The 20,203-nt window shown below is 68.0% G+C and carries 17 protein-coding genes and 1 tRNA gene; 4 read left to right on the top strand and 14 right to left on the bottom strand.

Going from position 1 to position 20,203, the window contains the following annotated elements:
- Positions 1 to 33: 33 nt before the first annotated feature.
- The 7 genes from J5T34_RS11955 to miaB all read right to left on the bottom strand — a co-directional run bounded on the left by J5T34_RS11955 (position 34) and on the right by miaB (position 8,020).
- Positions 34 to 627, bottom strand: a complete 594-nt coding sequence (locus J5T34_RS11955; RefSeq protein ID WP_208579942.1) for a hypothetical protein — start codon at positions 625 to 627, stop codon at positions 34 to 36.
- A complete protein-coding gene (gene glyQ / locus J5T34_RS11950; protein WP_208579941.1) occupies positions 624 to 1,607 on the bottom strand; it encodes a glycine--tRNA ligase subunit alpha in 984 nt (327 codons plus the stop codon). Before glyQ ends, J5T34_RS11955 begins: the two co-directional genes overlap by 4 nt.
- Positions 1,608 to 2,018: 411 nt before the next feature.
- Positions 2,019 to 3,671, bottom strand: coding sequence for an apolipoprotein N-acyltransferase (lnt, locus tag J5T34_RS11945; RefSeq protein ID WP_208579940.1), 1,653 nt, complete (start codon positions 3,669 to 3,671; stop codon positions 2,019 to 2,021).
- Positions 3,668 to 4,540: an HlyC/CorC family transporter gene (locus J5T34_RS11940; RefSeq protein WP_208579939.1), complete on the bottom strand. Its 873-nt coding sequence runs from the start codon at positions 4,538 to 4,540 to the stop codon at positions 3,668 to 3,670. The genes lnt and J5T34_RS11940 overlap by 4 nt, the downstream gene beginning before the upstream one ends.
- 243 nt (positions 4,541 to 4,783) lie before the next feature.
- Positions 4,784 to 5,593: an rRNA maturation RNase YbeY gene (gene ybeY / locus J5T34_RS11935; protein WP_432207664.1), complete on the bottom strand. Its 810-nt coding sequence runs from the start codon at positions 5,591 to 5,593 to the stop codon at positions 4,784 to 4,786.
- Positions 5,559 to 6,554, bottom strand: a complete 996-nt coding sequence (locus J5T34_RS11930; RefSeq protein ID WP_208579937.1) for a PhoH family protein — start codon at positions 6,552 to 6,554, stop codon at positions 5,559 to 5,561. The genes ybeY and J5T34_RS11930 overlap by 35 nt, the downstream gene beginning before the upstream one ends.
- Before the next feature lie 65 nt (positions 6,555 to 6,619).
- The gene (miaB, locus tag J5T34_RS11925) at positions 6,620 to 8,020 is read right to left on the bottom strand and encodes a tRNA (N6-isopentenyl adenosine(37)-C2)-methylthiotransferase MiaB (RefSeq protein WP_208579936.1); all 1,401 of its coding nucleotides are present in this window, start codon (positions 8,018 to 8,020) and stop codon (positions 6,620 to 6,622) included.
- A gap of 365 nt (positions 8,021 to 8,385) precedes the next feature.
- Here miaB and J5T34_RS11920 point away from each other — a divergent pair, with 365 nt between their 5' ends.
- Positions 8,386 to 9,906, top strand: a complete 1,521-nt coding sequence (locus J5T34_RS11920) for a DEAD/DEAH box helicase (protein WP_208579935.1) — start codon at positions 8,386 to 8,388, stop codon at positions 9,904 to 9,906.
- A 31-nt stretch (positions 9,907 to 9,937) separates the two neighbouring features.
- Complete coding sequence (locus tag J5T34_RS11915; protein WP_432207663.1) at positions 9,938 to 10,969, top strand: serine/threonine protein kinase; 1,032 nt, start codon at positions 9,938 to 9,940, stop codon at positions 10,967 to 10,969.
- Between the two features lie 72 nt (positions 10,970 to 11,041).
- Here the strand turns inward: J5T34_RS11915 and J5T34_RS11910 are convergent, their stop codons facing one another.
- Positions 11,042 to 11,479, bottom strand: a complete 438-nt coding sequence (locus J5T34_RS11910; protein ID WP_208579933.1) for a universal stress protein — start codon at positions 11,477 to 11,479, stop codon at positions 11,042 to 11,044.
- Between the two features lie 328 nt (positions 11,480 to 11,807).
- Entirely contained in the window at positions 11,808 to 12,095 is a 288-nt protein-coding gene (locus tag J5T34_RS11905) for a hypothetical protein (RefSeq protein ID WP_208579932.1), read from the bottom strand.
- 337 nt (positions 12,096 to 12,432) lie between these two features.
- On the opposite strand from J5T34_RS11905, the gene J5T34_RS11900 reads away from it, so the two are divergent.
- Positions 12,433 to 13,467 (top strand): helix-turn-helix transcriptional regulator, encoded by a 1,035-nt coding sequence (locus J5T34_RS11900; protein WP_208579931.1) that lies wholly within the window; start codon positions 12,433 to 12,435, stop codon positions 13,465 to 13,467.
- Positions 13,468 to 13,567: 100 nt separating this feature from the next.
- Here the strand turns inward: J5T34_RS11900 and J5T34_RS11895 are convergent.
- From J5T34_RS11895 to J5T34_RS11875, 5 genes are all read right to left on the bottom strand, one after another.
- Positions 13,568 to 13,644 (bottom strand) — tRNA-Met (locus tag J5T34_RS11895).
- Positions 13,645 to 13,824: 180 nt separating this feature from the next.
- Complete coding sequence (locus tag J5T34_RS11890) at positions 13,825 to 15,525, bottom strand: MFS transporter (RefSeq protein ID WP_208579930.1); 1,701 nt, start codon at positions 15,523 to 15,525, stop codon at positions 13,825 to 13,827.
- 308 nt (positions 15,526 to 15,833) lie between these two features.
- Entirely contained in the window at positions 15,834 to 16,163 is a 330-nt protein-coding gene (locus tag J5T34_RS11885) for a DUF4212 domain-containing protein (protein WP_208579929.1), read from the bottom strand.
- Positions 16,160 to 17,734, bottom strand: a complete 1,575-nt coding sequence (locus J5T34_RS11880) for a sensor histidine kinase (protein ID WP_208579928.1) — start codon at positions 17,732 to 17,734, stop codon at positions 16,160 to 16,162. Before J5T34_RS11880 ends, J5T34_RS11885 begins: the two co-directional genes overlap by 4 nt.
- Positions 17,735 to 17,810: 76 nt before the next feature.
- A complete protein-coding gene (locus J5T34_RS11875; RefSeq protein ID WP_208579927.1) occupies positions 17,811 to 18,509 on the bottom strand; it encodes a response regulator in 699 nt (232 codons plus the stop codon).
- A gap of 452 nt (positions 18,510 to 18,961) precedes the next feature.
- On the opposite strand from J5T34_RS11875, the gene recA reads away from it, so the two are divergent.
- On the top strand, positions 18,962 to 20,014 hold the full coding sequence (recA, locus tag J5T34_RS11870; protein WP_208579926.1) for a recombinase RecA: 1,053 nt from the start codon (positions 18,962 to 18,964) through the stop codon (positions 20,012 to 20,014).
- Positions 20,015 to 20,203 lie beyond the last annotated feature (189 nt).

Raw genomic sequence — 20,203 nt, 5'->3', positions numbered from 1 at the left:
GGCATCGGCGGCGCCGAAAGGGTTCAGCGGCGCTCAACAGCGCGGTTCGACGCCGGACAGCAGCCATAGCCCGTGCTGCTGGCGGAACTGCAGCGTGGTCGAGCGGCACGCGGACGGCGCGTTGCCGGCGAGCTTCTCGCTGGTGGCGGAGAAGCGCGCGTACAGGCGGTGATGGCGGCGATCGTAGCGGATCTCGTCGATGCGGCCGCCGATCCAGAAGTCGATCCGCGGCGGCAGTTGCGAGGCCGAATGATAGGTCCGCACCAGGCGCCGTTGCCGGCCGTTGCGGTGCACGGTCTCGACCCACGTCAGCGGATAGCGGATTGCGCTCTCGTAGGCGCGCAGCGGCACGCGTCGCCAGCCCAGATCCTTCGACCCGGACAGATCGCACGACATCGAGCGCACCAGTTGCGTCCACTGGTCGATCGCATTGGTGCTCGGCTGCAGATGCCGGTTGATGGCCTGCTGCAGCGCCTGCGAATCGCCTTCGCAGACATTGGCCTGCTCGGCCGAGGGGTAGAGCACCTGCGAGGCCTGGGCAAAAGCCGACGGCACGATGGCGTGCGCGCCGCCCGCGGCGGCCACCGCCAGCGCGCAGCACAGCGCACGGCGTGCCATCGGGTTCATGCGGCGGCCTCGATGGAGGGCTTGGCGGCGGACATCGCGTCGGCCCCGGCCGGCCCGCACATCGGGAAGCCGAGCGCCTCGCGCGATTCGTAGTAGGCCTGGGCGACCAGCCGCGACAGATTGCGGATGCGGCCGATATAGGCGGCGCGCTCGGTCACCGAGATCGCGCCGCGCGCGTCCAGCAGGTTGAAGGTGTGGGCGGCCTTGAGCACCTGTTCGTAGGCCGGCAGCGCCAGCTTGACGTTCGCCGTCTGGGCCGCGTCGCCCTCCGCGCCGACGCCCATCAGCCGCTTCGCCTCGCCCTCGTGCTCGGCGAAATGGCGGAACAGGATCTCGGTATTGCTCTGCTCGAAGTTGTAGGTCGACTGCTCGACCTCGTTCTGGTGATAGACGTCGCCGTAGGTCAGCCGGCGGGTCTTGCCGTTCTCCTCCCACTCGGTCCAGACCAGGTCGTAGACGTTCTCGACGCCCTGCAGATACATCGCCAGCCGCTCGATGCCGTAGGTGATCTCGCCGGTGATCGGCTTGCAGTCGATGCCGCCGACCTGCTGGAAGTAGGTGAACTGGGTCACTTCCATGCCGTTGAGCCAGACCTCCCAGCCCAGGCCCCAGGCCCCCAGCGTCGGGTTTTCCCAGTCGTCCTCGACGAAGCGGATGTCGTTCTGCTTCAGGTCCAGGCCCAGCGCCTCGAGCGAGCCCAGGTACAGCTCCAGGATGTTCTCCGGCGCGGGCTTGAGCACCACCTGGTACTGGTAGTAGTGCTGCAGCCGGTTGGGGTTCTCGCCGTAGCGGCCGTCCTTCGGGCGGCGCGACGGTTGCACATAGGCGGCGCGCCACGGCTCGGGGCCGATCGCGCGCAGGAAGGTATGCACGTGCGAGGTACCGGCGCCAACCTCCAGATCGATGGGTTGCAACAGCGCGCATCCTTGCCGGTCCCAGTAGGACTGCAAGGTCAGGATCATTTGTTGGAAGGTCAGCATAACGAAGACGACGGATCGCGGAGAGTTGGCCCGGCGGCGGGCCACCGAAGCGGAAGCGGGCAGGGGACGGGCGGCCGGGCCGGCCGGTCCCGCCGTTGCCAAACCCAGAATTCTAGCGGGTTTTTGCCCGGCAGCCGCCGAAGGGAAGGGCGGGTCAGGTGGGCGAGGACCTCGGGTAAATCCCGAGGACATTCAAGTTTCGGAAGCGCCTGCCGTTATCGATTTTTGTATACATTATTGAAAAGCTGTTCGACAGAGGCAGCGGACGGCGCATGGCAGGCGCCCGTCGGCGCCAGGATAACGGGGACAACCATCATGTCGTTTCTTTCGCACAAGCCCTACCGGGTCGCCCTGGCGGTGATGGCGGCGGCTGCCGCGGTATCGATCGCGGTGGGCGTGATCCAGTAAGGCTCACGCGCCAGTCGTCGCGCGCCCTGCGCGCCAGGCCACCAGCAGCAGCACCAGCAGGCAGCCGAGCACTGCCGGCACGTTGCCGACCCGCACATAGGGCGTCAGCCCGCGTGTGCCCTGCACCTGCGCGCTCAGCGTGCCGGTGGTGAAGGTCGCCAGTCGCGCCTGCACGCTGCCGTCCGGCGCCACCACCGCGGTCATGCCGGTATTGGTCGAGCGCAGCATCGGCCGGCGTGTCTCCAGCGCCCGCATGCGCGAGATCTGCAGATGCTGGTCCAGCGCGATGGTGTCGCCGAACCAGGCCAGGTTCGTGAGGTTGACCAGCACATTGGCCGGCTGCGGCTGGCCGCGCAGCGTGCGCGCGATTTCCTCGCCGAACAGATCCTCGTAGCAGATATTGGGCGCCACCGTGACGCCGCGCACCGGCAGCGGCGCCTGCGCCAGTCCGCCGCGGCGGAAGTCTCCCAGCGGCATCTTCATCATGTCGACGAACCAGCGGAAGCCCCAGGGAATGAACTCGCCGAAGGGCACCAGATGGTGTTTGTCGTAGCGGTACAGGCCCTTCATGTCGGGGCCGATGCCGAACACGCTGTTGGTGAAGTCGACCGGCGAATCGGCGCCCGCTGCGCCGAACAGCAGCGCGGTGCCGGTGCCCACGCTGAACTGGCGCAGTGCCAGCGCGATCTCCGGCGGCATGTCCTGCAGGATCAGCGGAAACGCGGTCTCGGGGGTGACAACCAGGTCGGCCGGGGCCGCGGTGATCATGTCGCGGTACAGCGTGTTGGAGCGCGCGATGCCGGCCGCCTCGAACTTGATGTCCTGCGGCACGTTGCCCTGCAGCAGTCGCACCGACAGCGGTTCGCCCACCGGTTCGGTCCACGCGCGGCCCGCCAGCAGCCAGCCGGCACCGAGCAGCACCACCAGCCCGAGCGGAACCGCGAGCCGCGATGACAGCGCGGCGTCACGGCCATCGTGCCCCGATGCCGGGCGGGCGACGCGCGCGAGCGCGGCCAGCCAGGCGGCACAGACCGCCGCCAGCGCGCTGATGCCGTAGACGCCGAGCAGCGGCGCGTAGCCCGCCAGCGGACCATCGGTATGCGCGTAGCCGCTGGCCAGCCACGGGAAACCGGTGAAGATCACGCCGCGCAGCCATTCGGACAGGCCCCAGGCCGCGCCGAACGCCAGCGGCGCGGCCAGCAGGCCGAAGGCGCCGGCGCGCCGGGCCGGATCGAAGCGCCGCGGCGCGGTGGCGCGATGCCAGGCCGCGGCCGCGAGCGCGGGGTACAGCGCGAGGTAGCCGGAGAACAGCAGCACCGCGAGCGCGGCCATCCAGGCCGGCATCTCGCCGTAGACATGCATGCTGATATAGACCCACCAGATCCCGGACAGGAACCAGCCCAGCCCGAAGGCGTAGCCGAGCGCGGCGGCATCGCGGGCGCGGCGGGTGTCGAACAGGAGCGCGGCAAGGCCTGCCAGCGCCAGCAGTTGCAGCCACCACCAGTCGCGCGGCGCGAAGGCCTGGGTATGGGCGACGCCCAGCACGCCGGCCAGCAGCAGGCGGCCCCAGCGCGCACGCGCACGGCGCCCCTCGTTCAGCGGTGTTTCCAGTTCGGCAGCGGCGGCGCCGTTCCAGCCCTGCGCCAGCCGCTTCATGCGTTGGCCACGACGTCGGTGACCGCGTTCGCGTCGCGCCGGACCAGCAGCAGATGCAGCTGGCGCGCGTCGGCGCGCAGCACCTCGAAGCGCAGCGGCGGCAGCGTGATGATTTCCCCACGGTGCGGCACGTGGCCGACGTGGTTGGTCAGCAGGCCGCCCACCGTATCGACGTCGTCGTCGGGGAACTGGGTGCCGAAGGCCTCGTTGAACTGCTCGATCTCGGTCAGCCCGTGTACGCGCCAGCTGCCGTCGGGCAGCGGCACGATATTGTCGTCGTCCTCATCGAGATCGAATTCGTCCTCGATGTCGCCGACGATCTGTTCCAGCACGTCCTCGATCGTGACCAGCCCGGCGACACCGCCGTACTCGTCGACCACGATCGCGATGTGATTGCGGTTGTTGCGGAATTCGCGCAGCAGGATGTTCAGACGCTTGGACTCGGGGATGAAGACCGCGGGCCGCAGCATCTCGCGCAGGTCGAAATCGCTGTCGGTGTAGTAGCGCAGCAGGTCCTTGGCGAGCAGCACGCCGATGATGTTGTCGCGGCTGCCTTCGTAGACAGGAAAGCGCGAGTGCGCGGTTTCCTGCATGAAGGGGATGAAGGTTTCCGGCGCATCGGCGATATTGACCGCGTCCATCTGGGCCCGGGGCACCATGATGTCGCGCGCCGTCAATTCCGAGACCTGGAACACGCCTTCGATCATCGAGAGCGACTCGGCGTCGATCAGATTGCGGGCGTGGGCGTCCTGGAGGACTTCGAGCAATTCTGCCCGCGATTCGGGCTCGGGAGAAATCAGATCGCTCAGTCGTTCGAGCAGGGACCGGGGCCGGTCGACCGCCTTCGAACTAGGGTAAGGGTCGTTCATGGCGCAAGTTGCGCGTGGTGGATACCGGAGCAAGCATACACCAATTGTTTTTCGGTTCAGCCCGCGGCGGCCGCGGCCTGGCGCCGAGCCGGGGCGGAATGCGAAGCATGGGCCGCACCGTCCGCCGTCGCGCCGGAATCGCTGCCCTACCTTTCCGCGATATCGTGCTCCCCTCTCCCGCTTGCGGGAGAGGGGCCGGGGAGAGGGCAAGCGGCGCCCCCCGTCACCCCGCAGGCTCAGCCCTCAGTGCCCCAGGCGCGGACCGCGGTCGTCCCGGTACGGGTTGGCAAAACCCAGCGCCAGCAGCGTCTCGGTTTCGATCGCCTCCATCTCCTCGGCCTCGGCGTCGTCCTCGTGCTCGTAGCCCTGCGCGTGCAGCGCGCCGTGCACCAGCAGATGCGCGTAGTGCGCCTCCAGCGGCTTGCCCTGTTCGCGCGCCTCGCGCTCGACCACCGGGCAGCACAGCACGATGTCGGCGCTCACCGGATCGTCGTCGTGTTCGGCGTAGGCGAAGGTCAGCACATTGGTCGCATAGTCCTTGCCGCGGAAGCCCCGGTTCAGCGCGCGGCCTTCTTCTTCGTCGACGAAGCGCACGGTCAGCTGGGCATCGGCGAACAGCGCCGAGCGCAGCCAGGTCTGCAGCCGCGCGCGCGGCGGCAGGCCGCGGCGGCCGCGGATGCCGTCGCCGTACTGCACGTCGAGCGTCAGTTCGGGCGGCGTGGCCGGCGTGCCGGTGGTGGTCAGCTGCGGCGTGGCGGTGACCGCCACCGCCAGCGCGTCGTGGCTGTCCGGACGGGCCAGCAGGCCCGCGCGCTGGCGCGGGTCGCTGTGCTCGGCCAGCAGCGACACCACGCCGTCGGCCGCTTGCGACAGGTCCACGGTCAGGCTGCGGCCGTCGGGCAGCTGCACGCGCAGCGCATGCGCGGCGCTCTTGCGGGCGCGGCCTTCGCCGTCGAACAGGATCAGGCTCGGGGCGTTGCCGGTGGCCGCGTTCTTGGCCGATGTCTTGCTGGTCAAATCAGGTGTCCTTGTGCTGGGCGTGATATTCGTCATAGGCCTCGACGATGCGCGCCACCAGCGGATGGCGCACCACGTCGATGCTGGTAAAGCGCGTCGCGGCAACGCCGCGCACGTCGCGCAGCACGTGCTGCGCTTCGATCAGCCCGCTCTTCTGGCCGCGCGGCAGGTCGATCTGCGTGGTGTCGCCGGTGATCACCGCCTTGGAGCCGAAGCCGATCCGGGTCAGGAACATCTTCATCTGCTCCGGCGTGGTGTTCTGCGCCTCGTCCAGGATGATGAAGGCGTGGTTCAGCGTGCGGCCGCGCATATAGGCGAGCGGCGCGATCTCGATCATCTGGCGCTCGAACATCTTCTGCGTGCGGTCGAAGCCGAGCAGGTCGTACAGCGCGTCGTACAGCGGACGCAGATACGGGTCGACCTTCTGCGCCAGATCGCCGGGCAGGAAGCCCAGCCGCTCGCCGGCCTCGACCGCGGGCCGGGTCAGCACGATGCGCTTGACGGCGTCGCGCTCGAGCGCATCGACCGCGCAGGCGACCGCCAGATAGGTCTTGCCGGTGCCTGCCGGGCCGATGCCCATGGTCAGATCGTGCGAGACGATATTGCGCAGATAGTCGCGCTGCGCGGCGGTGCGGCCGACCAGGCCGGTACGGCGGGTATGCAGCACCGGCGATTCGTCGTCGGCGTCGCCGCCCGTGTCGTTTTCCACGCCGGGCGGGCCGGCGACGTGCGCGGCGTACTGGCGTGTCTCGATCAGGCCGAGCTGCACGTCGTCGATCGACAGCGGCGAGCGGGCCTGGTTGTAGAAGCGCTCCAGCGCGGCCGCGGCCTCGTTGGCGTTGGCGCCGCGCACCGTCATCTTGTGGCCGCGCCGCTGGATGGTGACGTCCAGCGCCTGTTCGACCTGGCGCAGGTTTTCGTCCAGCGGTCCGCACAGATTCTGCAGGCGGGCATTGTCGTCCTTGGGCGCCACGAATTCTGCGGAAGGAATTTTCATCGGGAGAGCGCTCCGTTCTTGTTCGTCGTCGGCCGCCGGCATGCGCGCGGCGTGCCGGGATTGCGCTACTGGCGCACCACGATCTCGCCGCGCAGCGAATGCGGGAAGGCCTCGGTGATGGTCACCTCGACCATCTGGCCGATCAGCCGGTCGCGGCTCGCCTGCGGCACGCCGGGCAGCGCGAAGTTGACCACGCGGTTGTTCTCGGTGCGGCCGTGCAGTTCGGTCGGGTCCTTGCGGGCCGGGCCTTCGACCAGGATGCGCTGCACCGTGCCGACCATGCCGCGGCTGATGCGCTGCACGTTCTCTTCGATCGTTGCCTGCAGCCGCTGCAGCCGGCGCAGCTTGACCTCGTGCGGCGTGTCGTCGTGCAGGTTCGCGGCCGGCGTGCCGGGCCGCGGGCTGAAGATGAACGAGAACGAGGTGTCGTAGCCGATCTCCTCGACCATCGCCATCAGCTTGTCGAAGTCCGCATCGGTCTCCCCGGGGAAGCCCACGATGAAGTCGGACGACATCGACATGGTCGGCCGGATCGCGCGCAGCTTGCGGATGATGCTCTTGTATTCGAGCACGCTGTAGCCGCGCTTCATCGCCATCAGGATGCGGTCCGAGGCGTGCTGCACCGGCAGGTGCAGATGGTCGACGAGCTTGGGCACGCGCGCATAGACGTCGATCAGCCGCGCGGTGAATTCCTTCGGATGGCTGGTGGTGTAGCGGATCCGTTCGATGCCGGGAATCTCGGCCACATATTCGATCAGCAGCGCGAAGTCGGCGATCTCGCTGGTGTCGCCCATCCGGCCGCGGTATGCGTTGACGTTCTGCCCCAGCAGCGTGACCTCGCGCACGCCCTGGTCGGCCAGGCCAGCGATCTCGGCCAGCACGTCGTCGAAGGGACGCGAGACTTCCTCGCCGCGGGTGTAGGGCACCACGCAATAGCTGCAGTACTTCGAGCAGCCTTCCATGATCGAGACGAAGGCGCTCGGGCCCTCGACGCGCGCCGGCGGCAGATGGTCGAACTTCTCGATCTCGGGGAAGGAAATGTCGACCTGCGAATGGCCGCTCTGGCGGCGGCGCGCGATCATGTCGGGCAGCCGGTGCAGCGTCTGCGGGCCGAACACGACGTCGACATACGGCGCGCGCGAGACGATGGCCGCGCCCTCCTGGCTGGCCACGCAGCCGCCGACGCCGATCACCAGATCGGGTTTGACGGCCTTCAGCGCCTTCATCCGCCCCAGTTCCGAGAACACCTTCTCCTGCGCTTTCTCGCGCACCGAGCAGGTGTTGAACAGGATCACGTCGGCCTCTTCGGGATTGTCGGTCTTCTCCAGGCCCTGGCTGGCATGCAGTACGTCGACCATCTTGTCGGAGTCGTACTCGTTCATCTGGCAGCCGTAGGTCTTGACGAAGACCTTCTTCCTGGGCGTGGGTTGCGGCGCGTCGGCCGCGGTGTCGGGGCGTGGATTCATGGTGCCGATCTCAGTGGTTGACCTGGGGGCATCGGATGCTTCAGGGGGTGTCTTGTCGCCCGCCGCGGGGGCAGCGCCGAGCTGGCCGGCTGCCGGGCGAGCTGTCGAGCGGGCCGGTCGGCCGGCGCAGGCGGGACAGCCCGCTATTCTACCCGCTCGCTCCGCGGCGCGTCCGGTGCGAATGCGCCGGGGCTGATACACTACGGGCCTTCCGAACCTGGAAGCGGAGGCAGTCGTTCCGCTTCCCCGGCGCCCCTCGTCCAGCCCATGCAGGCGATGACGGCGGCAGCCGGCCAGTCGCCACTATCCATGCCGGCCCCGACGATTGGCGCATCCGTGCGCAAGGGGCGGCCGAAACGAATTCCATGTCTTTTTCCGAACTAGGCTTGTCTGACAAGCTTGTACGCGCCGTGGCGGAGCAGGGCTATACCACGCCCACGCCGATCCAGGCGCAAGCCATTCCCGCGATCCTGAAGGGCGGCGACCTGCTCGCCGGCGCCCAGACCGGGACCGGCAAGACCGCCGGTTTCACCCTGCCGATGCTGCAGTTGCTGTCGCGCGCCGAGCCGCCGGCGCGCGGCGAACGGCCCCGCATCCGCGCGCTGGTGCTGACGCCGACGCGCGAACTGGCCGCGCAGGTCGAAGAGAGCGTGCGCAACTACGGCAAATATCTGCGCCTGCGTTCGATGGTGATGTTCGGCGGTGTCGGCATCCATCCGCAGATCGACCAGCTCAAGCGCGGCGTCGATATCGTGGTGGCCACGCCGGGCCGTCTGCTCGACCACGTGGGCCAGCGGACCATCGATCTGTCGCACGTCGAGATGCTGGTGCTGGACGAGGCCGACCGCATGCTCGACATGGGCTTCATCCACGACATCCGCAAGATCCTGAACGTGCTGCCGCCCAAGCGGCAGAACCTGCTGTTCTCGGCCACCTTCTCCGACGAGATCCGTGCGCTGGCCGACCGCCTGCTCGACAACCCGGCCTCGATCGAGGTCGCGCGCCGCAACACCACGGCCGAAACCGTGGCGCAGCGCGTCTATGCGGTCGATCGCGAGCGCAAGCGCGAACTGCTGGCCCATCTGGTGCGCGAGCACGACTGGCATCAGGTGCTGGTGTTCACGCGCACCAAGCACGGCGCCAACCGGCTGGCCGAGCAGCTGACCAAGGAAGGCCTGTCGGCGCTGGCGATCCACGGCAACAAGAGCCAGTCGGCGCGCACGCGTGCGTTGTCCGAGTTCAAGGCCGGCACGCTGCGGCTGCTGGTGGCCACCGACATCGCCGCGCGCGGCATCGATATCGATCAGCTGCCCCACGTGGTCAACTTCGATCTGCCCAATGTGCCGGAAGACTATGTGCACCGGATCGGCCGTACCGGCCGCGCCGGCGCCGAGGGCGAGGCGGTGTCGCTGGTCTGCGTCGACGAGCATGGCCTGCTGCGCGACATCGAGCGGCTGATCAAGCGCCAGCTCGAGCAGATCGTGCTGCCGGGCTTCGAACCCGATCCCAACATCGCGCCCGAACCGATCCAGAAGGGCCGGCAGGCGCGCGGCCAGAATGGTGGCGGTGGACGCGGGCGTCCGCAGGCCAATGGCGCGGCGAACGGATCCTCCGGCCGCGCCGGCAACGGCGCGCCGAAGCCGGCCGGCGGCGCCTCCGGCGAGCGCCGCGCCGAAGCGCGCCCGCCGCGGCCCGCGCGTGCGGCGCAGGAGGGCAATGCCGCGCGCGGCGGCCAGCCCAAGGGCGGTGCGCGTGCGGCGGACAAGAGCGAGCGGCCCCAGGCGGCCCCGCGCAGCGCCGCCGGCTCCCCGGGCCCGTCGCGCAACCGCCGGCCCGGCGCGCAGGCCGCGCTGCTCGGCGGACAGCGCACGCGGCAGGGGTCCTGACGCGCGCGGTGTCCTAAGCTAGCGCTTAGCCATGGTGATGTCGCCCGATCCCGCCGCCTCGCCGGACATTCCGTTCGCGGGGCTGACTCCCGACCTGATCCTCGATGCGCTCGAGGCGGCCGGCTTCATGCCGGACGGCCGGCTGCTGGCGCTGAATAGCTACGAGAATCGGGTCTGGCAGGTGGGGGTCGAGGACGGCGCGCCGATGGTGATGAAGTTCTACCGCCCCGGGCGCTGGAGCGACGCCGCCATCCTGGAAGAACATGCCTTCGTGCAGCAGCTTGCCGAGGCCGAGATTCCGGCCGTGCCGGCGCTTGCGTGCGGCGGCAGCACGCTGCTGTCGCATGGCGGCTTTCGCTTTACCGTGTTCCCACGCTGCGGCGGCCGCGAGCCGGAGCTTAACCGCGCCGACACGCTGACCTGGCTGGGCCGTTTCATCGGCCGCATCCATGCCGTCGGTGCGACCCAACCCTATGTGCATCGGCCCGCGCTCGATGTCCAGACCTTCGGCGTGGCGCCGCGCGACTGGCTGCTGGCGCAGGACTGCATCCCGGCCGATCTGCGGCCGGCCTGGCAGGCCGCCGCCGACATGGCGATCGACGGCGTGCGCCGCTGCTACGAGCGCGCCGGCGACGTGACGATGCTGCGGCTGCATGGCGACTGCCATCGCGGCAATCTGCTGTGGATCGAGCCGGATCAGGCCCGCGGCGGCGACACCGGGCCGCATTTCGTCGATTTCGACGACAGCCGGACCGGCCCGGCGGTGCAGGATCTGTGGATGCTGCTGGAGGGCGACCGCGCCTCAATGCAGAGCCAGCTGGCCGATATCGTGGCCGGTTACGAGGATTTCGCCGAGTTCTCGCCGCGCGAGCTGCATCTGGTCGAGGCGCTGCGTACGCTGCGGCTGCTGCACTACAGCGCCTGGCTGGCGAGCCGCTGGAACGATCCGGCCTTCCCGGCGGCGTTTCCGTGGTTCGGTTCGGCGCGCTATTGGCAGGACCGCATCCTGGAATTGCGCGAACAGATCGCGCTGATGGACGAACCGCCGCTGTGGTCGACCTGAACGGCTGATGCCGGTTGGCTGGGGCGCGATCGCCGCGCCCCGGTGCCGCCATGCGCCTTGATCGGCCGGCTATCAGGCCTTGTCCGGCGCCTTCACCAGAATCACCGGACACGATGCATGGGCCACCACGCGCCCTGCGACCGAGCCGAGCACCGCATCGAAGAACGATCCGCGGCCATGGGTGCCGATCACGATCGCATCGGCATTGACCGATTTGGCCAGCCCGACGATACGGTCGGGCGGAAAGCCGCTCAGCGCATGCTTTTCCACGCGCACTTGCGCCGCGGCCAGAATGTCGCAAACCGGGCGCATCGCCTTCTCACTTTCTTCCCGATGCCAGTCATCGATCGCGTCCTTGCTGACGAAGGCGCGCACCTGGCCGGTAACCTCGGGCGCGACGTGCACCACGTGCACGGTGAGGTCGCCCTGCAGCAACTTCCCATCGACGATAAAGCGGGCGGCGGCGTCGCTGAAGGCGGAGCCGTCAGTGGCGAGCACGAGTTGGGTCATGGCGAGGGTTCTCCTATCACGGGCCTTGCAGGCGTTGTCGACGGCCAGGCGGGTCGGCGGCGCCGTGCCTGGCTGATTCATGATGGCAGCTAGGCGGCGATCTCGCCATGATTCACGTCAAAAACGCGGCGCGTGGCAGGCATCCATGCCTGATTCACCACTTATTGGGACATCAGCAGTCCGGTGAAGGCGATCAACCAGCCACTGGCCACGCAGGCGCCCATCCAGGCCGCCACGATCAGGGCATTGTCTCGAATGCGCATCGGGAACGCCTCCGCAGGAAAAACAGCGACAAACAGCGACAAACAGCGGCAAGGAGCGGCCCGGCTTATTCGCCGATCGGTGCGGGGTAGTCGCCGCGGATGCGGGCCCCGTCGGTATGGACGTCGAAGGTACGGGCGCCATCGGCGTAGACGTTGAAGGTACGGGCGCCGTCGGTGTACGCGTCCTGGCTGCGCGCCCCATCGGCGAAGCGGTCCACCGCGCGAAACGTGTAGCCATAGTCGTCGCCGGCATGCGATGCGCGCACCGGCGCGGCCAACACGCTGTTCAGCGACAGCAGCGCGGTACCGGCGATGGCGGCGCTGAGAACGAGGCGGGCAGTCGTGATCTTCATGATTTTCTCCAGTTGTTGAATTTTCGAGAATCGTTTTGCACGGGGATGTCGTCAGCCGATGAGAGAAGAATAGGCTCACATCACGGAGGCGACGCGACGCTGCCTCGTATCAGTCGTTCAAAGTTTTTAACTATGTGCATGCTGGTGCGGTCCCGGCGTGGGCGCTGCCTACTCCGCGTGCCGGCGGGCATCGCATAGGCTGTTGCTCGCACTTTCGAATCGGAGGGCCGAAGTGCTTGCCGGGAACCGTCGTTCCTTGTCCATTTCCTTCATTTCCGGACGCTCCGCTTGATAGGCTTCGCTCTCCCCACGCATGACCAACTTCTGATCGCGCTTTATGGCCCTCCAGTTCGATTCGCAACTCGACGTTTCCATTCTTTCCGTCCTGCTTGACGACGGTGGCCCCCGGCGCTGGATGAGCGCCGACGAGGTCGCGGGCGGCCTTGCCGCCCTCGGCGTGACCGTGCCACCCGCCGATGTGCTGCAGCAGCGCCTGGTGCTGCTGGTCGCCGACGGCGCCGCGGAATGCCGCGCGGAAGGGCGCGGCCTGATGTGGCGCCGCGCCGAATGCACCGGCCGCGTGCTGGACAGCCCCGACACCTGGCTCAGCGACGAGGAAGCGCTGGCGCTGCAGATACTCAAGCGCTTCGCCGGTCGCCAGATCACTTCGGTGATGGCGACACTGCTGCGGCCATTGTTCGACGCCGCCGAGTCGCAACTGCGGCGGCGCGGCCGCGAGAGCGGCGCCGGGCGCATCGCCTGGCATCGCAAGCTGTCGGTGGTCGAGCGCAGTTCGCCGCTGGTGCCGCCGCGGCTGCGCGAGACCGTCCTGCTGCCGATACTGACTGCGGTATTCGAGGAGCGCTGCGTGGAGGTCGTTTATCGGCCTCGCTTCGAGCCCGAGCGCAAGCGCGTGCTGATGCCGCTCGGCGTCGTCGAGAAGGCCGGGCTGGTCTATCTGGTCGCGTTGGAAGGCGAGGAGCTCGTGCCGCAATGCCTGCGATTGGACCGGGTCCACGCGGCGCACGCGCTGAAGGAGCGCTTCGTCTATCCCGACCACTTCTGCCTGGGCGATTACGTGGAGGAGGCGGCCGAATTCGGGCTGCACTCGGACGGGAATATCAAGCTGGCGGTCCGCTTTGCCAAAGGCTGCGGCGACATCGTGCGCGACGCGCCGATGTCGGCCGATCAGACCGAGGAGATCCGCCCGGACGGTTCGCTGGTGGTTCGCTGCACGGTGGAGATGGCCGATTGGCTGGTGCGCTGGCTGCGCTCGTTCGGCCCGCAGGTCGAGGTGCTGGAGCCGGTCACGCTGCGGCGCCTGCTCGCGCATGAGGTCAAGACGATGGCGCGGACTTATTGTCGCAACTGAAGCCGGAGCTCAGGCGGGAACCGAGGGGAGGCGTTCGCCCGGCGGCGAGCCGGGCGCCAAAACAAAAAGGGGTCAGCTTGCGCTGACCCCTTCGAAATACTGGTGGCGAATCAGGGACTCGAACCCCGGACCTGCGGATTATGATTCCGTCGCTCTAACCGACTGAGCTAATTCGCCGACGAAGACCGCCATTATACGGGCCGTTCGATCGCTGTCAACACTTTTGTGCGGCCCCTTGCATCCGGGGCGCCGGGCGCCCGGGGCAGGCACGCCCGGCAAAAAAAACCGGCAGCCCGGGAGGACTGCCGGTTTCCGCGCCGGCGCAAGCGGCCGGCGTGGCGCGATGGAATATCAGTCTCAGTCGCGCGCGTAGATATCCACGTCCTTGGTCTCGCGGATGAACAGCGAACCTATCACCAGCGTGATGCCGGCGATCACGATCGGATACCACAGGCCGTAGTAGATGTTGCCGTTCTGCGCGACCAGGGCGAACGAGATGGTGGGCAGCATGCCGCCGAACCAGCCGTTGCCGATGTGGTAGGGCAGCGACATCGAGGTGTAGCGGATCCGCGTCGGGAACAGCTCGACCAGCATCGCGGCGATCGGCCCGTAGACCATGGTCACGTAGATCACCAGGATCGTCAGGATCACCAGCACCATCACCGTGTTCATCTCGGCGGGGTCGGCCTTGGTCGGATAGCCCGCGGCCGTCATGGCGCTGGCCACTTCCTTCTTGAACGCGTCGATCTTCGCCTTGCTGTCCGGATCGAAGCTGTGGCCCTGCGGCACCAGCGAGGCGTTGAGCGCCGGGATCACGCGATCGCCGATCTTGACCGTGGCGGTCGTGCCGGCCGGCGCCTCGACGACTTCATAGCTGGCCGACGATTGCGCCAGCGTGCGCTTGGCGATGTCGCAGGAGCTGCGGAAGTCGATTTCGCGCGCGATCGGGCTGCCCTGGAACGAGCACTGCTTCGGATCCGCGGTGACCACGATCTGCGCCGACTGTTGCGCGCGCTCCAGCGCCGGGTTGGCGTAGTGCGTCAGCGCCTTGAACAGCGGGAAGTAGGTCAGCATCGCCAGCGCACAGCCGGCCATGATGATCCACTTGCGGCCGATCTTGTCCGACAGCATGCCGAAGAACACGAAGAACGGCGTGCCGATCACCAGCGCACCGGCGATCAGCAGGTTGGCGGTCTTGGCGTCGACCTTCAGCACCTGGGTCAGGAAGAACAGCGCGTAGAACTGGCCGGTGTACCAGACCACCGCCTGGCCCGCGGTCAGGCCGACCAGCGCCAGGATCACGATCTTCAGGTTGCGCCATTGGCCGAACGACTCGGTCAGCGGCGCCTTCGACGTCTTGCCCTCCGACTTCATGCGCTGGAACGCCGGCGACTCCGACATCGACAGCCGGATGTAGACCGACACGCCGAGCAGCACGATCGACAGCAGGAACGGGATGCGCCAGCCCCAGACCTCGAAGTCCGGACCGGTCAGCTGCCGGCAGATCAGGATCACGATCAGCGACATGAACAGGCCGAGCGTGGCGGTGGTCTGGATCCACGACGTGTACGAACCGCGCTTGCCGTGCGGGGCGTGCTCGGCCACGTACGTGGCCGCACCGCCGTACTCGCCGCCGAGCGCCAGGCCCTGCAGCATCCGCAACGCGATCAGGATGATCGGGGCGGCCCAGCCGATGGTGGCGTAGCCGGGCAGCAGGCCGACGATGAAGGTCGACACGCCCATGATCAGGATGGTCACGAGGAACGTGTACTTGCGTCCGATCATGTCGCCCAGACGGCCGAACACCAGCGCGCCGAAGGGGCGCACGATGAAGCCCGCGGCAAAGGCCAGCAGCGCGAAGATGAAGGCCGAGGTCGGATCGAGGCCCGCGAAGAACTGCTTGGCGATGATCGCCGCCAGCGAACCGTACAGATAAAAGTCGTACCACTCGAACACCGTGCCAAGCGACGAGGCGAGAATGACCTTCCTCTCCTCGGCCGTCATCGGCGCGTTTTGCGCGGTGCCTCCGGGCATCGCGACATTCTGGGCGTTAGCCATTTGTCTCCTCCTACTGTTCAGGGGTCCTTCGCACGGCCGCGCAAGCAGGCGGCAACGCCGCGATCCGGCGCGGGCCGTCGAATGTGTGTGGATTCTGGGAGTCGAAACTTACGGCGTTCTGACAGGGGAGGGGGCGCAGGGCCTTATATCGATCGGGGTATACGCTAGATCGGCGCTAGCCTCGCGCGGCGTTGCGAGCCGGCTGCTGGCGACGGCCGCGATGTTGCGATGCGGGAAGCTACCGTGTGCGGCAACGCGGCATGCGGTACGGGGTGCGGTACTGCGGGCGGTGCGCGGGGTCGCGAAGCTCAGCGGTGCCGCGCAGCATCGTCGCCGGCAGGCGCGGCATCGTTGTCCGGGGCGTCCGCCGCCTCGCCCACCTCGCGGTCCGCCCGGTTCATGCGCCACGCGTAAGCTGCGGCCATCAGCACATACAGGATCAACAGCCCTTGCGCGCCGGCCCAGAACGAGAAGGGCCAGCCGAAGAAGTCGAAGCGCAGCTCGCGCGCCAACCAGCTGACGCCGAAGGTGCCGGCAAACCACAGCGCGAGCAGCACCGCGGTCCAGCGCAGATTGGTGCGCCAGGCGGCCGCGGCGCGCTGCTGGCGGGCCAGGCGTACCGGATCGGGGGCGTTCATGCGGCCTCCGCGGACGCCGGACGGCGCAGCGTGACGCGCAGCCGCGCACCGGCCAGGCGCGGCTGCTGCTGGTAGACGTGGTCCTCGATGGCCACGTCGCCGCCATGCTGCTGCACGATCTCGCGCACGATCGCCAGCCCCAGTCCGCTGCCTTCGGTGCTGGTGCCCAGCACGCGATAGAAGCGCTCCATCACGTGGGGCCGCTCGGCCGGCGGAATGCCCGGCCCGGTGTCCTCCACGTCCAGATAGGCGAACGGCTCGAACGGATCGGCGCTGACCCGCACGGTGGCATGGCCGCCGGCAGGCGTATAGCGGATCGCGTTGTCGAGCAGATTGTTCAGCATCTCGGTCAGCATCAAACGGTTGCCCTGGACCATCACCGGATGGTCCGACGCATCGAGGCCCAGATCGATGCGCTTGGCCCAGGCCTGCGGCAGCCAGTCCTTGACCACCTCGCGCGCCAGCGCGGCCAGATCGAGCGGCGCCATATTGCCGCTGCCGGCAAAGTTCTCCATGCGTGCGAGCGACAGCAGCTGCGTGACCAGATGCGCGGTGCGTTGCGAGCTGCCGGCGATCTGCGCCAGCGACTTGCGCAGTTCTTCGGGCGATTGCTCGCGCTGGGCGAGTTCGGCCTGCATGCGCAGCCCGGCCAGCGGCGTCTTCATCTGATGCGCGGCATCGGCGATGAAGCGCTTCTGCGTCTGCACCGATTGATCGAGGCGTTCGAGCAGTTCGTTGAACGAGGCGACCAGCGGCGTGATTTCCTGGGGCGCGGCCTGCTCGTCGATCGGGCTGGTATCGCCGGGATTGCGTGCGCGAATGCGCTGCTGGATTGCGGTCAGCGGAGCCAGCCCGCGCGACAGCCCGAACCACACCAGCAGCACCGCCAGCGGCAGGATCACGAACTGCGGCAGGATCACGCCCTTGATGATCTCGTTGGCCAGGCGCGCGCGCTTGTCGAGTGTCTCGGCCACCTGCACCAGCACCGGATGGCCGCCGGGTACGGCCGGCATCTCGACATAGGTGTACGCGACCCGCACGTCGTTGCCCGCGACCTGATCGTCGCGCAGCGACACCAGCCCGGCGTGGCGCAGGTCTTCCTCGACCGGCAGCGGCAGGTCGCGATCGCCGGCCACCAGTTCGCCGCGCGTGCCGACCACCTGGTAGTAGACCGCGTCGGTCTCGTCGGCGCGCAGGATCTCGCGGGCCGACAGCGGCAGCTGCAGCGTCACGCTGCCATTGACCTCGCGCACCTGCTGCGACAGCACGATCGCGCTCGATTCGAGGGCGCGATCGTAGGGGCCGTTGGCGATCGACTTGGCGACCAGATAGGTCACCGCGATGCTCAGCGGCCACAGCAGCAACAGCGGCGCCAGCATCCAGTCGAGGATTTCGCCGAACAGCGAGCGCGGCGACGTGTGCGCGGCGTCGTCCTCGAGATGGGGCAGGGCGTCGGCCAGCATCTCGTCGCTGACCTCGTCCTCGGCGCTGGCCGCGGCGGCGGCGCGGCGGCGGTGCGTGTCGCCGAGCGCCGGCGACGGGCGTTTCCAGGGCAGGCGCAGCGGATACATGCGGGTGGGCGTGGAACGGGGCGGCCGGGGCCGGGTAGGTGGAAAGGGGGCCGCGGAGTCGCTGCCGTCGGGGCAATCAGGAATGCGCCGCGGTCGCGGCCGGGGTCGGCTGGAATTTTTCGAGGCAATAGCCGAGCCCGCGCACGGTGGCGATGCGGATGCCGCCGACCTCGATCTTCTTGCGCAGCCGGTGCACGTAGACCTCGATCGCGTTGTTGCTGACCTCTTCGCCCCATTCGCACAGATGGTCGACCAGCTGCTCCTTCGACACCAGCCGGCCGGAGCGCGTCAGCAGGATTTCGAGCAGGCCGACCTCGCGCGCGGACAGGTCCAGCATCTGGTCGTTCAGATAGGCGATGCGGCCGACCTGGTCGAACGCGAGCGGTCCGTGCCGCATCAGCGTGGCGCCGCCGCCGGTGCCGCGCCGCACCAGCGCGCGCACGCGCGCCTCCAGTTCGGACAGCGCAAAGGGCTTGGCCATATAGTCGTCGGCGCCGAGGTCCAGGCCCTTGACGCGTTCGTCGACGCTGTCGGCGGCGGTCAGGATCAGCACCGGCACCATCGCGCCGCGGGCGCGCAGCCGCTTCAGGACTTCGAGCCCGGGCATGCGGGGCAGGCCGAGATCGAGAATCACCAGGTCGTAGGCCTGCGTGGACAGCGCCGAATCGGCTTCCATGCCGTTGGCGACATGATCGACGGCATAGCCGGAATGGCGCAGCGAACGGGTCAGGCCGTCGGCCAGCACGTCGTCGTCTTCGGCAATCAGAATGCGCATGGTGGTCTCCCCTGGCCTGGCAGGCGGGCGCGGACCCGCGTCGGTCCCCCTGTTCTCCCGGTCGGCATGCGCACTATGGGATGAATTGGGACTTGCCAAGCATACTGTTTTTTTATACAGTACCCGCTGATTCCAGGCGGGCGCATGGGGCTGGATCGCAACCGAGGCCACGCGTCAGAGATCGCGCCGGTCAGCCGGGCGGTGCCGTGGTCCGACTCGGCGGTCGAGTTGGCTTGCAACCCGGCCGCATTTTTGAGCCGATGCTGATTCACGGCTGCCATGCTCCGCCTCTAGAATGCGTTGCCGCAGCGCGCTCCGACGATGCAGACCGCCGGGGTGGCGCGGGTCGGGCGCGTGGGTCTGCGTAACCAGTTGCCGCACAATATCGGCACCAGATAGCAGGCGGCGCGCCGCATGCGGCCTATTTATACACCATTGACGGAAGGACGACCATGGATGACGGCAAGAAGGCAGCTGGCGTGAGCGCCGAGAAGCAGAAGGCGCTGGCCGCCGCGCTGGCCCAGATCGAGAAGCAGTTCGGCAAGGGCTCGATCATGCGGATGGGCGACGGCGAGGTCGAGCAGGATATCCAGGTGGTGTCGACCGGCTCGCTGGGCCTGGACATCGCGCTGGGCGTCGGCGGCCTGCCGCGCGGCCGGGTCGTCGAGATCTACGGCCCGGAATCGTCGGGCAAGACCACGCTGACGCTGCAGGTGGTCGCCGAGATGCAGAAGCTGGGCGGCACCTGCGCGTTCATCGACGCGGAGCACGCGCTGGACGTCAATTACGCCAGCAAGCTGGGCGTCAGCGTCGGCGATCTGCTGATCTCGCAGCCGGACACCGGCGAGCAGGCGCTGGAAATCACCGACGCGCTGGTGCGCTCGGGCTCGGTCGACCTGATCGTGATCGACTCGGTGGCGGCGCTGGTGCCCCGGGCCGAAATCGAAGGCGAGATGGGCGACGCGCTGCCGGGCCTGCAGGCCCGCCTGATGAGCCAGGCACTGCGCAAGCTGACCGGCACCATCAAGCGCACCAACTGCCTGGTGATCTTCATCAACCAGATCCGCATGAAGATCGGCGTGATGTTCGGCTCGCCGGAAACCACCACCGGCGGCAACGCGCTGAAGTTCTACGCCTCGGTCCGCCTCGATATCCGCCGCATCGGCTCGATCAAGAAGGGCGACGACGTGATCGGCAACGAGACCAAGGTCAAGGTGGTCAAGAACAAGGTATCGCCGCCGTTCCGCGAGGCCTTCTTCGACATCCTGTACGGCCAGGGCATCTCGCGCCAGGGCGAGGTCATCGACCTCGGCGTGGACGCCAAGATCGTCGAGAAGTCCGGCGCCTGGTACAGCTACAACGGCGAGAAGATCGGCCAGGGCAAGGACAATGCGCGCGAATTCCTGCGCGAGAATCCCGATATCGCCAAGGAGATCGAAAACAAGGTCCGCGCCGCGCTCGGCGTGGTGCCGATGAACGGCACACCGGCACTGGCCGAGGAGTAAGGGGCTAGCGGAGTCAAAGGCGTTCTTGGACTGCCTGGCTGCAATTTCTCCAATGGTGTTCTCCCTCTCCCCCTCAGGGGGAGAGGGCTGGGGAGAGGGGGTGGTTTCAACGCGCGGTCGCAGCACGCCAGACGCCGCTTGCCCTCTCCCCCAACCCCTCTCCCGCAAGCGGGAGAGGGGTTGGGGGAG

The organism is Cupriavidus gilardii (assembly GCF_017598945.1).
GTDB lineage: Bacteria > Pseudomonadota > Gammaproteobacteria > Burkholderiales > Burkholderiaceae > Cupriavidus > Cupriavidus gilardii_E.
The sequence above is the reverse complement of the archived record's forward strand: the minus strand, read 5'-3'. Positions and strand labels throughout refer to the sequence as shown.